The 15,926-nt window shown below is 59.0% G+C and carries 10 protein-coding genes; 4 read left to right on the top strand and 6 right to left on the bottom strand.

Going from position 1 to position 15,926, the window contains the following annotated elements; all coding sequences use genetic code 11:
- Positions 1 to 2 precede the first annotated feature (2 nt).
- The 4 genes from ptsP to treP form a co-directional block, all read right to left on the bottom strand.
- Complete coding sequence (gene ptsP, locus HX868_RS24900; protein WP_177004701.1) at positions 3 to 2,519, bottom strand: phosphoenolpyruvate--protein phosphotransferase; 2,517 nt, start codon at positions 2,517 to 2,519, stop codon at positions 3 to 5.
- Between the two features lie 143 nt (positions 2,520 to 2,662).
- The gene (locus HX868_RS24895; protein WP_177004700.1) at positions 2,663 to 3,883 is read right to left on the bottom strand and encodes a maltoporin; all 1,221 of its coding nucleotides are present in this window, start codon (positions 3,881 to 3,883) and stop codon (positions 2,663 to 2,665) included.
- A gap of 69 nt (positions 3,884 to 3,952) precedes the next feature.
- The gene (gene treC, locus HX868_RS24890) at positions 3,953 to 5,599 is read right to left on the bottom strand and encodes an alpha,alpha-phosphotrehalase (protein ID WP_177004699.1); all 1,647 of its coding nucleotides are present in this window, start codon (positions 5,597 to 5,599) and stop codon (positions 3,953 to 3,955) included.
- Positions 5,600 to 5,629: 30 nt separating this feature from the next.
- A complete protein-coding gene (gene treP / locus HX868_RS24885; protein WP_177004698.1) occupies positions 5,630 to 7,072 on the bottom strand; it encodes a PTS system trehalose-specific EIIBC component in 1,443 nt (480 codons plus the stop codon).
- A gap of 239 nt (positions 7,073 to 7,311) precedes the next feature.
- Here treP and treR point away from each other — a divergent pair, with 239 nt between their 5' ends.
- Positions 7,312 to 8,016: a trehalose operon repressor gene (treR, locus tag HX868_RS24880; RefSeq protein WP_033898611.1), complete on the top strand. Its 705-nt coding sequence runs from the start codon at positions 7,312 to 7,314 to the stop codon at positions 8,014 to 8,016.
- A gap of 16 nt (positions 8,017 to 8,032) precedes the next feature.
- Here the strand turns inward: treR and HX868_RS24875 are convergent, their stop codons facing one another.
- Positions 8,033 to 9,268 (bottom strand): type II toxin-antitoxin system HipA family toxin, encoded by a 1,236-nt coding sequence (locus HX868_RS24875; RefSeq protein ID WP_177004697.1) that lies wholly within the window; start codon positions 9,266 to 9,268, stop codon positions 8,033 to 8,035.
- Positions 9,252 to 9,506, bottom strand: coding sequence for a helix-turn-helix domain-containing protein (locus HX868_RS24870; protein WP_177004696.1), 255 nt, complete (start codon positions 9,504 to 9,506; stop codon positions 9,252 to 9,254). Before HX868_RS24870 ends, HX868_RS24875 begins: the two co-directional genes overlap by 17 nt.
- A gap of 384 nt (positions 9,507 to 9,890) precedes the next feature.
- On the opposite strand from HX868_RS24870, the gene HX868_RS24865 reads away from it, so the two are divergent.
- From HX868_RS24865 to HX868_RS24855, 3 genes are all read left to right on the top strand, one after another.
- Complete coding sequence (locus HX868_RS24865; protein ID WP_177004695.1) at positions 9,891 to 11,963, top strand: TerD family protein; 2,073 nt, start codon at positions 9,891 to 9,893, stop codon at positions 11,961 to 11,963.
- Between the two features lie 253 nt (positions 11,964 to 12,216).
- The gene (locus HX868_RS24860; protein ID WP_246355586.1) at positions 12,217 to 13,059 is read left to right on the top strand and encodes an alpha/beta hydrolase; all 843 of its coding nucleotides are present in this window, start codon (positions 12,217 to 12,219) and stop codon (positions 13,057 to 13,059) included.
- A 329-nt stretch (positions 13,060 to 13,388) separates the two neighbouring features.
- Positions 13,389 to 15,692, top strand: coding sequence for an autotransporter family protein (locus HX868_RS24855; protein WP_177004694.1), 2,304 nt, complete (start codon positions 13,389 to 13,391; stop codon positions 15,690 to 15,692).
- Positions 15,693 to 15,926 lie beyond the last annotated feature (234 nt).

Here is a 15,926-nt window from a genome sequence, read left to right as displayed (position 1 = left end):
ACTCAGTGCTCCACGACAGGTGAGGTTTCAACGGTAGCCGCGTGATACTGGCGCAAGGCCTCACGCACCTGGGCGGCTTCTTCCAGGCCCAGCACCTGGCGGGCGATGATCTGGCAGTCGGCCAGGTCCAGCTCGCGCACGGTGGCCTTGATGGTGGGGATCAACGGCACGCTGACCGACAACTCGTCCACACCCAGCCCGATCAATACGGGCACCGCCAACGCTTCGGACGCCAACGCGCCGCACACACCCACCCACTTGCCGTGGGCGTGGGCAGCCTTGACCGTGGTGGCGATCAAGCGCAGTACCGCCGGGTGGAAACTGTCGGCCTGACTGGCCAGGCGCGGGTGGTCGCGGTCCATCGCCAGCGTGTACTGGGTCAGGTCGTTGGTGCCGATGGAGAAGAAATCCACATAGGGCGCGAACACATCCGCCATCAGCGCGGCGGATGGCACTTCAATCATGATGCCCAGCTTTGGCAACTCGGTGAGCCCCAGCGCCAGCGCTTCTTCTTCAAGGATTTTGCGCGCCAGGTGCAGTTCCGACAGCAGGCTGACCATCGGCAACATGATGTGCAGCCGTGCAAAACCGGCGCTGGCGAGGATTGCGCGAAATTGTTCGCGCAATAGTTCCGGGCGTTCCAGGCATAAACGAATGCCGCGAAGGCCAAGGAACGGGTTGGTCTCGGCGTCCATCGGCACATAGGCCAAGGGTTTGTCGCCACCGACGTCGAGGGTGCGCACCACCAGGTTGCGCTCGGTGCCCAGGGCGCGGGCGATAGCGGTGTAGGTCGCGGCCTGTTCGTCGGGACTTGGGGCACGGTTACGATCCAGATACAGGAACTCCGATCTCAGCAGGCCGACGCCTTCGCCGCCGAGGGTCAGGGATTGCTCGACTTCCTGCAACGAAGCCACGTTGGCAGTGACTTCAACGTGGTGGCCGTCACGGGTAGTGGCGGGTAGCGACGCCTGCGCCACATCGTGCTGATGGCGGAGCCCCTGTTGTTTACGTGCCGCGTCCAGTTGCTCGATTTCGGCCAGGTTCGGGTCGAGGTGCAGCTCGCCCTTGTCGGCGTCGAGCAGCACCTGCTTGCCATTGGCCAACGCCAACACCTCGCCCGGCACACCGCAAATAGCCGGCAGGCCCAGGGCACGGGCGAGGATTGCGACGTGGCTGGTCGCACCACCACCGACAGTGACAAACCCCAGCACCTTGCGTGTGTCCAGGCTGGCGGTCTGTGAAGGGGTCAGTTGTTCGGCGATCAGGATCGCGCGCTCTGGCAACTCCCAGGCGCTGTCTTGGATACCCAGGATCAGTTTCAGCACGCGCTGGCCGACGTCCGTCAGGTCTGCCGCACGCTCAGCGATCAGCGCGTTGCCCAATCCCTGGAAGAGCTTGACGGTCGCGAGCGTCGCACTGTTCCAGGCGAACGCGGCACTCTTGCCTTCAGCCAGTAGGCGGTGGGCATGTTCCAGCAAGGTCGGGTCTTCAAGCAATTCCTGATGGGCGCGGAAAATCTCGGCCTGGGCGCTGCCAGCCGCCTTGTCCTGCAAAGCCTGCAACGCTTCAGTGGCGGCGAGCAAGCCGCGGGTCAAAGCAGCACGTTCGGCAGCTTCGCCCGTGCCTTGCTGCGTGATGACCAGCTCGGGTTCGGTCACTTGAACGACCTGACCAAACGCCGAGCCCGGTGATGCACACACGCCCCGCAGCAAGGTCACCGGCGACTGCGCTGCGGCTGGCTCGGCAACACTCGCCACCGCCTCGCCACACCCTTCGGCCAACAAGGCCACCAGCGTCTTGATCGCCGCCTCGGCGTCCTCGCCCGCCGCGCTCACTTGCAAGGTATCGCCCTGCACGGTTTGCAACGCCATGATCGCCACCAGCGATTTGGCGTTGGCGCTCTGGGTTTGCTTGTGCAGGTAGATGCTGGCGTTGAAACCCTTCGCCGCCTGGGCGAATACCGCGGCCGGGCGCGCGTGCAGGCCGTTGGCATTAGGCAAGGTCAGCGGCTTGGAGAACAGGGCATCGCCCTCCTCTTCGTCCGCTGCTTGCACAGCCTCACTTGGGGATAACTGCAACAGCGGCTGGCCCGTTTCCACCAGGCCGTCCGCCAACAGGCTGAAGGGCTCGCCGCTGACCACCAGCATCAAGGTCAGCAAACTGCGTGCATTGAGCGCCACGTAGTCGGCATCGAATTCGATCAACGGCTGCCCGGCCTCCACACGCTGGCCTTCCTGCACCAACCGGGTGAAGCCCTGGCCCGCCAGGTTCACGGTGTCCAGGCCGATATGCATCAGCACCTGGACGCCGTTGTCGTCGGTGACACTGACCGCATGCCCACTGTCCTGGATATTGCTGATCACCCCGGTCAGCGGCGCGCAGAGCGTCTGCGACGTGGGGTCGATGCACAGGCCATCGCCGATCAGGCGGCTGGAGAACACCGGGTCCGGCACCTTGTCCAGCGCCAGCAGCACACCCGATAAGGGCGCCAGCAATTCCAGGGGTTGAGTTGTGGTCATGACTTCACCTGCTGTTTTGTTCTGTAAATAACCCTGTAGGAGCGAGCTTGCTCGCGAAGGACGTCAACGATGACGTACGCATCCTGGATGAACGCGGTGCCCTTGCGTTTTTCGCGAGCAAGCTCGCTCCTACAGAGAATTGATTATTTCCACCAATATTCGACTTGCACACCAAAGTTCGACCCATGTCGCGCCGTGCCATAGGCACCGGTATCGGATAACGCCGACCCTGCCGCCAATTCATTCGCCGCACGCTTGGCCGCTTCGTTCCAGGTTGCATAGGTGTAGTACAAGCGCACCTCCGGCCGCGCCCAGAAATCCGGGCCTTTGGGCGACCATGTGGGAGCGAAGGTAAATTTGCTCAGCTTGCGCGTTCCGCCCGTGGCCTCGACTTGATCATGCCCAAGCTCGGTGACCAGTTTGAATTGCTCGCTGATGGCGTATGCCGGGCGCACACCGAGGGACATCCAGGTCTGGTCGCTTGAGCCTGGGCGAATGTCTTTCTGATACACGGCCTCGATCTGCCCGCCAAAACGCGGGGTCACCTGCCAATCGAAAAACTCCACGGCGCGGTAACTTTTGCTGCTGTTGTCCAGGAAGGTATTGCCGGTATAACCCAGGCCGGTGCCGGGGCCCTCGCCGTACTGCAAGGCGAACTTGTTCTTGCCGCCGAGGAAAGGTTTTTGCACGTGCTGCGCGGTGATCGCCCAACCGCTGTTGGTGTCGCGGCCGCCGGCTTTTTCGATGTAGCTCAAGCCCAATTCCAGTTCGCCGCCGGGGTTGGTCTTGAAGCCCGCGACGTTGAAATCGTGACGGGTGGCGTATTCCTTCTGGTAAAGGTTGTCCTTGCGGGAAATCGCGTAGCTGTACTTGAGGTCACCGATCAGCACGTCCTCGATACCGCCGCCCGTGGCGCTCTGGTTCCAGTAGTAGAAGTCGGAGATATGGATGTCGTTTCGTTTGTAGTAACGCCGGCCGGCCCACAGCGAACCGCCATTGAGGCTGGGCAGGTTGGACCACTGCGCATACATCTGCGGCATGCGCGCCGAGCCATTGTTCTCGCCCTGGAACTTCAGCTCACGGTCGTACTTGTTGTAGAGCGACGCCATGGCATCGACGCTGAGCACCGAACCGTCGTCGAGGGTGAGCAGGTCCTGGCGCAGTTCCAGCTCGGCGTATTGTTCGCATTCGTTACCCAGGCGGTATTTGGATTGCGCCCCCGGCAGCTGGAAACATTGCTGTGGACCGCTGCCCGTCGAGGTGCCTGCGCCGCTGCGCAGGTAACCGGCAAATTCCAGGGCTTGAGCGCCAAACGGCAGGCTTAGACAAGACGCAACGAGGCCCAGCTTTATAGTTGTTTTCATGAAGCACTCCGATATTTTTATTATGGTTTTTGAAGCGCCCCGTGCTCCCACACGGGGTTGCAGCGGGTCTCAATCCTTGAGGTGCAGCACAAACGATTCGTAGGGGCGCAGCGTTACCGTGGCGCTACGTTGCGGGCAGTCGGGGTAGTTGCTGATCAGCAGGCGCTGTTCGCTGGCCGGGTTGATCACGTTGTCCGGCAGTTGGATTTCGCAGGGCGTACCGTAGAAGTTGTTCAGCACCAGCAGGCGTTCGCCATGGCCCTCGCGCAGGTAGGCCCAGACTTGCAAATGGTCTTGCAGGAGCTGGCGATACACGCCCTCCTGGATCAGCGGTTCGTGACGACGCAAGGCGATCAGCGCGCGGTAGTGATGCAGCACTGAGTCCGGGTCATCCAGTTGGCTTTCGACGTTGATCTGCGCCGCATTGGCCGGAATGCCGATCCACGGTTCACCGCTGCTGAAACCGGCGTTTTCCCCGGCACTCCACTGCATCGGCGTACGACCGTTGTCGCGGGATTTCTGCATGATCGCCGCCATGCTCGATGCCTCGGACTCCCCCGCATCGCGCTTGAGGCGGAAGATGTTCAAGGTCTCCACATCACGGTATTGCGAGATGCTGTCGAAACCCGGATTGGTCATGCCCAGCTCTTCGCCCTGGTACACATACGGCGTGCCCTGGAGGAAGTGCAGCGCAGTCGCCAGCATCTTGGCCGAGACCACACGATGCTCGCCGTCATTGCCGAAACGCGAGACCACCCGCGGCTGGTCGTGGTTACACCAGAACAGCGCATTCCAGCCACCACCGGCCTGCATGCCCAGTTGCCAGTCAGAGAAGATCTGCTTGAGTTGCAGAAAGTCGAAATCGGCCTTCACCCACTTCTGCAGGTTCGGGTAATCGACTTTCAGGTGATGAAAGTTGAAGGTCATCGACAGCTCTTTCGACTCCGGCCGCGAGTAGCGGATGCAGTGTTCCAGGCTGGTGGACGACATCTCGCCGACGTTGATCAGGTCATGCCCTTCGAAGACTTCACGGTGCATTTCCTGCAGGTATTCGTGCACGTTCGGGCCGTCGGTGTAGAAGCGGCGGCCGTCGGTGTTGTCTTCGGGGAAGTCGGCAGGCTTGGAGATCAGGTTGATCACGTCCAGGCGGAAACCGCCCACGCCCTTGTCGCGCCAGAAACGCATCAACTTGAACACTTCGGCGCGCACCTTGGGGTTGTCCCAGTTGAGATCGGCCTGGGTATGGTCGAACAGGTGCAGGAAATACTGGCCGGTTTGCGCCTCGTATTCCCAGGCCGAGCCGCCGAACTTGGATTCCCAGTTGTTCGGCTGGTCGCGCCAGATGTAGAAGTCGCGGTACGGGTTGTCGAGGCTGCTGCGTGCCTGCTGGAACCATTCGTGTTCGATGGAGGTGTGGTTGACCACGATATCCAGCATCAACTTGATGCCGCGCTTGGCTGCTTCGCTTATCAGCAGATCGCAATCGGCCATGGTCCCGTAGCTGGGGTCGATGGCGTAGTAGTCGCTGATGTCGTAGCCGTTGTCGCGTTGCGGCGAGCGCAGGAACGGGGTGATCCACAGGCAGTCGACGCCCAGCCATTTGAGGTAGTCGAGTTTGTCCACGATGCCCAGCAGGTCACCGGTGGCGTTACCCGCGTGGCTGTGGAAGCTTTTGGGGTAGATCTGGTAGATCACCGAGTGTTGCCAGTCTTGCATGGTGGACTCCTTCAATGTGAAAGCGCTGGTTCAGGCGACGCGATAACCAGGGCGCACGATCTTCATGCTCAACGCACAGGTCAGAACAAACGGCACCACGATCGCGATGGCCATCCCGATCACAAAACTCGGGATGTACTGCGGAATGATCGAGATGAATCCAGGCAGGCCACCGACGCCGATGGCCGAGGCCTGCACCTTGTTCAGCGAGAGGAAAATACTGCCCAGTGCCGAGCCCAGCAGCGCGGCATAGAACGGGAACTTGAAGCGCAGGTTCACCCCGAACATCGCCGGCTCGGTGATGCCGAAGTACGCAGAAATCGCCGAGGTGGACGCCATGCTTTTGTCCCGCGCGTTGCGGGTCATGTAGAACACCCCGAGCGCGGCGCTGCCCTGGGCCAGGTTGGACATGACGATCATCGGCCAGATGAAAGTGCCACCCTGTGTAGAAATAAGCTGGAGGTCCACGGCGAGAAACATGTGGTGCATGCCGGTGATGACCAGCGGTGCATACAGCAGGCCGAAAATCGCGCCACCGACCATCGGTGCCAGGTCGAACAAGGTGACCACGCCTTCAGTGATCAGGATGCCCAGGTGACGGGTCACCGGGCCGATGATCGCCAAGGCGAGCACACCGGTGACGACGATGGTGGTGATCGGCACGACCAGCAATTGAATGGCGTTGGGTACTCGCGCCCGCAGCCATTTCTCGATCACGCTCATCACATAGGCGGCCATCAGGATCGGCAGGATCTGCCCCTGGTACCCCACTTTCTCAATCTTGAACCAACCGAAAATATCGAAGTACGGCAGGCTCTGGCCGTCTAGACCCGCGACCGCCTTGCCGTAGTTCCAGGCGTTAAGCAGGTCCGGGTGCACCAGCATCAGGCCAAGCACGATGCCGAGGATTTCACTACCGCCAAACCGCTTGGCCGCCGACCAACCCACCAGCGCCGGCAGGAACACGAACGAGGTGTTGGCCATCAGGTTGATCAGGCTCCACAGGCCATCCAGGTTCGGATAGGCCTCCAGCAGCGTCTTGCCCTCGATGAACATGCCCTTGGCGCCCATCAGGTTGTTCACGCCCATCAACAGGCCGGCAATGATCAGCGCGGGCAGGATCGGCATGAACACGTCGGAGAACACCCGCACCAGACGCTGCATAGCGTTGGTTTTGTCGGCGCCCTTCTTCTTCACGTCGGCGATGGTGGCGGCGGCGAGGCCGGTCTGCTCGCGCAGGGCGGCGTAGACCTTTTCCACTTCACCGGGGCCGATCACCACCTGGAACAGGCCGCCGGTGAAGAACGAGCCCTTGACCAGATCCACCTGATTTAGCGCGCTGCTGTTGACCAGGCTCGGGTCCTTGAGCGCCAGGCGCAGGCGGGTGACGCAGTGGGCAGCTTGCTCAAGGTTGCCTGTGCCCCCGAGGTTCTCGAGAATCTCGCGGGCGATAGTCGAATAGTCGTGGCTCATGCTTGGTTTCCACTTTGATTTTTTTATTTGGGGGGCAGTCATTGGCAGCACGCCGAGGGCAAAAGTACTCGTCTGTACGAGTTAAAGCAACAACTCGTCTGTACGAGTTACATATTGTTTATTTTTTGTAGTCTCGCGTATCGCTACAAGCCGCATAAACCCAAGGGTCTAATGGACAAACACCGGCTCTGCCACTAAGGTTCCTGCCTTGACCGCAACCCCGGCAAAGAGCCATCCCCATGAGTAAATACAACCAGATCTACACGGATCTGCTTGCCAGCATCACCACCGAACGCCTGCAGCGCGGCACACGCCTTCCCTCCGAAACAGAACTGATGGACAGCTACCAGGCCAGCCGAGGCACGGTGCGCCGGGCTATCGAGCAACTGCAGGAGCGTGGGTTTGCGCAAAAGATCCACGGCAAGGGCACCTTCGTGTTGTCGCCCAACCCGATCGAGTTCCAATTGGGCGGCATCGTCAGCTTCCACGAAACCCACGCCGACCTGGGCGATGACGTACGCACCGAAGTGGTCGAATTCACTCAATTCCCGCTGGAAGGTTCGCTGCTGCAACACATCGAAGCCGAACCCGGCACCCTGATCACCCGCATCAAACGGGTACGGCGCATCGGCGGCAAACGGGTGATCCTCGACATCAACCACTTTGTCGCTGAGGTGATTCCCGGCCTGGACCGCTCGATCGCCGAACAGTCGATCTACGCGTTTATCGAACAGACGTTGCAGCTGCAAATCGCCTACGCCCAACGCACCATCGAAGCCCTGCCACGCGGCAAGGACGACCAGACACACCTCGACCTCGAAGGCCAGAGCCATGTGATCGTGGTGAGTAACCAGACATTTTTGCAGGACGGACGGCAGTTCGAGTACACCGAGTCGCGGCATACGTTGGATAAGTTTTACTTTTCGGATATTGCGCGGCGGTAAGCATCCGTCGGGAAGATCATTGCACTGCGATGCTTCTCGCCAGCCCTGCCGACCAGGCTGCGGTCATCTTCTCCCCAACCACCTCGAACTCTGGGTGAGTGCTTCGGTATTCTGAAAGCTCCGTCATCCCGCGGGTCATGCCGTCTTGCACTCTGGCAAGCAGTTCGTTGCAGCGAGAGTCAGTCAAGCTGCACGCACTGCGTCCGAACTGGACCAGCATCTTGCGCTTCGGCCAGGCTTTCGAACCGCCGAGCAGCAAGCCCATGATGTCATTGCTGCTGTACACGGTGGTGGTCACCAGATCGTAAGCAGGTGCCAGCCAAACGTCCGCGTCCTCTGCGCAATTCTCGTACAACAGACCGTAGTTTTTCAGGTGTGCGTCACCATTCTGGATGCCGGCAGAAAGCGCCACCATCAAGAAGAAGTCTTCCAACGTTTTGGTGACACGGCTGGGCGTGACGAATGACCTGATCAGCTTCGCGCATCCCTGGTAGCTTCCGTCGTACTTTTTGGCAGTTCCCCATCCCGATAAAACGCACATGTCCTCAAACCCGAGATAGGCGCTTTCACTGATGTCGAACCGTTTTACCACCAGGAATTTCCCGTGCTGGCTGAGCTGAAACTCAGGCACGTCGAGGCCACAATGGAATGCCGCACGCATGCAGAAAAACTCATTGGCCGCCAATTGCGGAAAGTCGGATTCATTGAACGCCTTCACCAAGTGAGTCGCGCCCCGATGGGTGAGACGCTCAATACCGGGGGCCATGTCGTCAACATCGCGCACCAAAACCTTGGGTTGAACACCCGACACTCCCGAGTAGGCTGCGTAGGTTTTCAGAAGGTCGTCAAACAGGTCTTTGGCCCCGTCATAGACCAACAGCTCGGAGAGCTTGACCTCAGGCAGTGACTCGCCATCCGCGTCATGGGCAACGCTGATACGTCCCAGCTGGTGTGGGCCTACAATGCCCAGCAAAGCGAAGTCGTCAAAGCCGCGCACTGACTTGCTGAAGCGTCGCACCAGCTCATCCTTGAGGTGCCCCTCGGGGATGTGCATCTCGAACAGAGGATGGATTCCGTACTCCCAGTTGTAGCTCTCCAGGCGCACCGGCATCGTCAGAGAAACGGCATTCTCTTCGCCGACCGTTTCGTTATACGAGAAAACCGTATCGCGCCGGTTCTCCTCGCCCCGCCCGAGCGTCCCAGCAGGCACACCGCCAGCACCGATATAGAGCCGCTCACTTTGACGGGTCATGGATGTTCTCCGATTTCAGCTCATCAAGGGTCATGCGGCGACGCTTTGGAATGGCGGTCAACTCATACCCCAAGCCCTCAAGAATGGCTGCGACCTTGCGAATCCCCACTTCCGGGATGGTATTGTTCTCAATCCCCGAAATGGTGGCGCGACTCATACCATGCCGTTGCGCGATCTGGCTTTGTGAGAGGCCTGCGGCTTTGCGGAGTTGCTTAATCAATAGTCCTAAATCGCTCATGTCAAAACGCATCCAATGCAATGCAAAATTGCATAATATCGCATTAATGCATCCCATATGATGCACTTAATTTTGAATAGTGCTTTAGTCACGCGCAGGCCATTGAGCGTTCGCACACCAGAAACACAAACATACCGCCAAGCAGATTGTGCAAAACCGTAGTCTGTGAAGCAGCTTGTTACCGTTGAGATACGCCACTACTTGGCAAGCAAATACAACCTTCCGTAGGATACGTTCGTGGCTATGGAACACCTTCCTTCTAACCTCCTATGACCTAGGGGTTTCGCTCTCCACACTGCGCCTGCTTCTTGCAGGCGTTTTTACATCAGCTGTAAAACCATACTGCAACTCGTCTACGACGGCGGCCAAGAGAGATAAACAAGCATGAATCAGGGTCTTTTCCTGCGTCGCCGTAGCAAAGTTCACGTCCCGATGGGAACTGGCGGAGCCACGCGCGCTCAGGTCGCGTCCGCTGTCCGGGAAGTCGCGGCGTTCCGATGCGTACTATCAGAGCCTCTGATTGCGCAAATCGGCATGTTGTCAGCGATAGAACTCAAGCACTGGTTGCGCGAAATTGTCGGAGTCCTGCGTCGGCAAACTGGCGCTCATGTACACCACAAGCCATTTTATCCTGACTTTCCAGAGCAGGTGCTGATGGCCTCAGAGGCGGAGTTGTACCTTAACGCCGTCATACACTGCCTTACGCTTTTGCGTTTGCCACCGTCTGAACACTCTCGACCTGCGATGCTTGAAGGCAGCTTCATATCCCGCGTGATCGAACCGGGAAGCGTCTCTGAGTTCGAGTCACTGCTCGAGCCACTCGTTTCATCGCGCACTTCGCTTTCCGAAGAGGAAGCCGCCGATGTCGCCTGGTTTATCCGAACGTACAAAAACGATGTGTTCCGCCTACTGCCTGAAGCCATTCCGTTCCGGGAGATCCGTGCACAAGTTGGCGGCGCACTTATTCTGCAGGTAGCCGGCGATGCACGGGTGGACGCATTCCTTGAGAAAAACGTCGAAACAGCGACTGACGTGCTACGACTCGCGGTCGCTCTGAGTGGTGGAGACGTGTCATTAGCGACAGCTTCGACGCAGTTCACAGCGATGAAGCGCTCGATACGCCGTCTGCTTTTGCGCCTACTCGACCAAATACCCAACGCTGTAGAAGACGTGATGCGCCATGCTGAGCGCTGGAAACGCCTGGCTGAAGTACTGCATCCGGGCGACTACGCCGATAAATACCCACGCGCGCTAGCCGCCATCACGGCAGCACGTCGCAACGAAGCGCCAGCCTCATTTGGATCACGTGTCGAAACATTGTTTGCGCAGCGTCACATCACCACGCTTACGTCCCTACTACAGAGCCGTCCTGGGGAGTTCGCGCGACGGCTGGACGCGACCCTGCGGCGCGCGACGGAACCGGAATCGGTTCTCGACGCGTTCGAGTCGGTTGCAACTCAAGTTTCCTCACCTGTACTGCTGCAGTTACTGGCCCAGGTACGTGCGCCGCGCCCCCTCCCTCTGCGGGCCTTCACGCCGAAAGGTGCATTTGCCAAAGTCTATGGCATCAAGGATCGACGCGAACCTCTCGCTTCCGACGTGTTGGCGCGTACAGTCAGAATCTGCGAGGACGCACTCGTTACGCGTTTTACGTCGCTACCGCCACTAGGCCGCTGTTTCATCGATCCAGCATTACGCGAATACAGGGTGCCGCTGACGCAGCGTACCTCATCGAAATCGCTACGTACGCTGGTACGGGGCAGTCGACTGCCTATGCCTGACACACGCTTCATTCGCCTGTTCCTGTGGTGGAAAAACGGCCGTGGACGCACGGACATCGACTTGTCCGCCGCTTTTTTCGACGCTAACTTCGTGTTTAAAGAAACGGTCGCGTACTACAACCTGAAGGGTTTCGGCGGCTACCATAGTGGCGATATCGTCGACGCGCCCGAAGGAGCGTCGGAGTTCATCGACCTCGACCTTGATGTCCTTGTCGAAAAGGGCATCCGCTATGTCGTCACGTCTATCAACTCATTCACCGAACAACCGTACTGCGATCTTCCAGAGTGCTTCGCTGGCTGGATGGCCCGCGCCGACACGGCGTCGGGTGAAGTCTTTGAGCCGCGCTCCGTGTTCGACCGTATCGATATCGCATCCGATACAGCGATCTGCCTGCCGTTCGTGATGGACTTGCAGGAACAACGCATGATTTGGGCCGACCTAGGGCTCACGTCATCCGCGCGGTGGAACAACGTCGAGAACAACCTCAGTGGGGTATCGCTGATGCTGCGAGCGCTGGTACATACACCAAGGCCGGATTTGGAGACTCTGTTCGATTTACACGTTCGAGCACGGGGAGAGCGAGTGGTTTCACCGCTGCAAGCACAATCGGTGTTTGCGCCTGATCAAGGAATAACTCCGTTTGATACGGATTTGATTCGGTCACAGTTTCTCTGATACCTAAGCCAACCTTTGCCGTTCATTGAAACGACAGTCTCTGCTTCAGCGCTTTTTTCCAAGTACAAAAAAACAGTCAGCATATCTGACTGGCGCTGACCACAAAATTTGCAACTTGCACCTGTGCGTTTACTGGGTAATGGCTGTGTGGCCCTCTCACAGGGTCGCCACTTTCAGCCATCGCCACCAAGACTTAACCTGGAGCTACGCCGCCCATGCCGACGGCTCCATTGCCAATGGCGTGTTGTGAAATATGATAAGTAGACACTTTCGCTATCAACGAACATTGGCCGGCTCCTACAAAGCCTGGATGGTGATGGTCTGTGCGCTTCTTGTCGCCTGCCAGTCGCCGCGCGAGGCACTGCAACAGCTGGCGCAAGAGCGCGGCCGGCAAGTGGAGGTCCTGCCGGGGCGCGACTTTCCCCTCCTCATACTTGCGCCGCAAACCGCAGAAAAGACAACTCGCCTGCGGGTCTACCTGGAAGGCGATGGCCATGCCTGGTCGACGACCACCCAACCTAGCCTGGATCCGAGCCCGCACACTCTATTAGTGCCACGGCTGGCGGTCGATGATCCGACACCGAATGCGTACCTGGCACGTCCCTGCCAGTTCGTCATGGCCGCAGCCTGCCAGTCGGCCCTCTGGACCAACCGCCGATTTTCTCAGGACGTGGTCACTCGTCTCAGCCAGGCGCTGGACCAATTAAAACAGCGGTACGGTAATAGAGAGTTTGAACTGGTGGGGTATTCAGGTGGCGCTGCTCTCGCCCTATTGTTAGCGGCTCAGCGCAATGATGTGATCCAGGTGCAAACCCTGGCTGGCAACCTCAGCCCACGCTTGTGGGCGACGATGAAAGGATTGTCGCCACTCGACGGTTCGCTGGACCCGCTGGACTACCGTGAGCGGCTCGCCTTGTTACCCCAACGCCATCTCATCGGCGAAGCAGACCTGATTATTCCAAGTGGGTTGGCTGATAGGTACCAACAGGCGCTTGACTCGCCCCTCTCCGAATCCATCCATGTACGGGGAGCAAGCCATGACAAAGGATGGGAAGCGACCTGGAGCCGATGGGTTAAAACGCCATTAATCCATTAAGGTCCTAAAATTGACGACAAGCAGGTCCGCTTAAAAACATCCGAATACCTTTCCCCCTAGCGCCCAATCCAGGCGCGACCACAAAAACAACCTTAAAGTTCCATTTATTGCCGGATTAGCCCGTACAGCCACAAAAAATAACGGTAACGTCGCATTTCTTAGCTTTTTTTCCTTCGCCGATCCTTTTTATGATGAATTGTCCTACACGCATCGTGTAAGTTTGCACGCGCTTGAATCAGCCATTCACTGACAAGCTGGCAGGGATGCCTAAAACAGACGCTGACGCGTGGGTTGTTCCCTGCCAGTTTCTGCCCTGTAAGGATACTGCCTTGAACACTTCCCACCTGCGCCGCTCGTTGTTGGCGCTGTCCGTCGCGGCGACCACTGCCACGGCCCATGCCGCACCCGCACCCGACTTCAATTACGACCTGAGCACAGGGGCCTACAGCAGCTTCGGTGATGTTTTCAATAACGCCACCTTCACCGGAACGTCGCAAAACGCAGGTGTGGAGCTGACGAACGTGACGTTGGCCGGCAACCTGGTCAACCAGGGCAACATCAACCTGACGGCTGCGAGCCCCACCGACTTCCCGTCTGGTATCGCCATGACCCTCAACTCCAACGTCGGTGGCGACGTGGTTAATAATGGCGACATTATGGTGAACGGCAACTCCGTCGTCGGGCTGGACCTGTACCTGGCGAAGATCGCGGGTGAAGTGAGCAACAACGGCAACATCACTGTGACGGGCGCAAATGCCGAAGGCATGCTGATCACCTCGACCCAGGCGCGCATCAATAACTCGGGCACTATCATCGCGCGGGGTATCGACTCTGAGGGGATCGACATCGAGAAAGCTCGCTTTACGGGCCAGATGACAGGCGCGCCCTTCCTGAGTGATATCAACAACAGCGGGACTATCTCCGCCGACGGGATCGGTATCCGCTTTCGCAGTCTCGACACCACCGACGGCTTCAGGATCTTCTCTATCAGGCAGACAGGTGGCCTGATCGAAGGCGGCACCGCAGCCATTCTGGCGGACGACAATGCCTCCCCTTCGTACTTCTACTGGCAGGGTGGTCAGGTCAAGGGTGATCTGCTGGGCCTCAGCGGTGTACTGGTGCAAGGGGACGCGATGTTCGATGGCTCGACCATCCGCGCCGGCTTCGTCGATATCGACGGTGGCCGCCTGACCCTGCTTCGCCCGCAGACCACGATTGTCGGCGACCTCGACATGGACAGCGACACGGCGCGCCTGCGCCTGCTGCTGGATAACAACACACAGCCCAATACACCGATCCTGAAAGTCACCGGCAATACCTTCTTCTCTCCAGGCAGCCAGATCGAACTGCAGGCGCGCTCCGACGACTTCCGCACGTCGGCCCAGGGCACCCGCTACACCCTCATCAATTCCAGTACTTGGGAAGACCCGCAGAACCTGTCCGTGGTGTCCTCCTCGGCGCTGCTTGAGGTGAAGAACTTCGGCATTGAAGGCCAGGATGTGAAAGCACTGGTTGCCACCCGCAGTGATGAGGTGATCACGCAAGACCTGTTGGGCGCCCGTGGTTCGAACAATGCGGTGAGCGCCATCAAGCCGCTCAAGAACACCGTCATGGCCCAGATGGACGAAAGCGACCCGGTATTCCAGCAATTCGCCAACGCCGCCACCAGCGAAGAGCTGGCGAAACTGGCCGAAAGCTTGGCCCCGGACGTCAGCCGTGGGGCGATCAACGCCGCGACCAACAGCCAGAACCTGGTCGCAGGCGCCATCAACCGCCGGGCCAGTAAAGCGCGTAGCGGCCTGTCTTCCGGTGACGTCCTGGCAGAACAAGGCGTATGGCTGCAAGCGCTGTCCAGCGATGCCAACCAAGACAGCCGCCACGGTATCGATGGCTACGACGCCAACACCAATGGCATCGCCGTGGGTGCGGACGGCAAGCTCAATGCCCAGACAACCGTGGGCCTGGCTTACAGCTACCTGACCAGCGACGTCAAATCCGACCGAGGCAACAAAACCGACGTCAGCGGCCATGCACTGACCCTGTATGGCAACTGGGCCCGCGACAACTTCTTTGTCGACACCTCGCTGATGTACGGCTGGAACGACAACGAGTCCAAACGCTACATCGCCGGTACCCGCGCCAAGGCCAACTACGACAGTGAGATCTTCGGCATCAACGCACTGGCAGGCTACACGTTCCAGCTCGACAAGCAGTGGCTGCTGGAACCACAGGTCGGTGCGCGCTATGCCAATATCTCGATGGATTCGTACCGTGAAAAAGGTAGCTCTGCCGCCCTCAACGTCGGCAGCCAGCGCTATGAAATCGGCGAAATGGGCCTGGGCGCTCGTCTGGCGGCCGCTTTTGACGTAGGTGTGGGCAGCTTCGAACCGGAAGCCAAGCTGATGGCCTGGCACGACTTCATCGGCGACAAGGCCAGCACCACCTCCACCTTTGTGCTCGGCGGCACCCCCTTCACCACCACCGGCGCAACGCCGGCGCGCGACAGCTACGAGCTGGGACTGGGCGCCAACTACCGCGTCGGCGCCTGGAGCGTGGGAGGGTCGTACAACTACCTGACCAGCAGCGGTTTCAACGCCGACACCTTCACGGCGAACGTGCGTTACGATTTCTGATCAACGTCTACGTCTGAAACAACAAAGCCCGCCAATGCGGGCTTTGTTGTTTCAGGCTGATGGCATCCAGTACTAGCGCGGGCATGAAAAAAACCGGCCTAAGCCAGTTCTTTCGTGCAGCGCTGCGGGATCATTCCCCCTCTATTATCGATAGGCATATATAAACCCTTGGAACCGCACTCTTTGAAGCAACTGCTATTTCGAGACCATGAAAAATACCATACGGGAAACTCC

The sequence above is a fragment of the Pseudomonas reactans genome, from assembly GCF_013385825.1.
Classification (GTDB): Bacteria; Pseudomonadota; Gammaproteobacteria; order Pseudomonadales; family Pseudomonadaceae; genus Aquipseudomonas; species Aquipseudomonas reactans.
The sequence above is the reverse complement of the archived record's forward strand: the minus strand, read 5'-3'. Positions and strand labels throughout refer to the sequence as shown.

Bases quoted from the DNA above. Each gene is read 5' to 3' on its own strand.
- HX868_RS24865 (WP_177004695.1), top strand. From the start codon at position 9,891: ATGAATCAGGGTCTTTTCCTGCGTCGCCGTAGCAAAGTTCACGTCCCG.
- HX868_RS24875 (WP_177004697.1), bottom strand. From the start codon at position 9,268: ATGACCCGTCAAAGTGAGCGGCTCTATATCGGTGCTGGCGGTGTGCCT.
- HX868_RS24860 (WP_246355586.1), top strand. From the start codon at position 12,217: ATGATAAGTAGACACTTTCGCTATCAACGAACATTGGCCGGCTCCTAC.
- treC (WP_177004699.1), bottom strand. From the start codon at position 5,599: ATGCAAGACTGGCAACACTCGGTGATCTACCAGATCTACCCCAAAAGC.
- ptsP (WP_177004701.1), bottom strand. From the start codon at position 2,519: ATGACCACAACTCAACCCCTGGAATTGCTGGCGCCCTTATCGGGTGTG.
- treP (WP_177004698.1), bottom strand. From the start codon at position 7,072: ATGAGCCACGACTATTCGACTATCGCCCGCGAGATTCTCGAGAACCTC.
- HX868_RS24870 (WP_177004696.1), bottom strand. From the start codon at position 9,506: ATGAGCGATTTAGGACTATTGATTAAGCAACTCCGCAAAGCCGCAGGC.
- treR (WP_033898611.1), top strand. From the start codon at position 7,312: ATGAGTAAATACAACCAGATCTACACGGATCTGCTTGCCAGCATCACC.
- HX868_RS24895 (WP_177004700.1), bottom strand. From the start codon at position 3,883: ATGAAAACAACTATAAAGCTGGGCCTCGTTGCGTCTTGTCTAAGCCTG.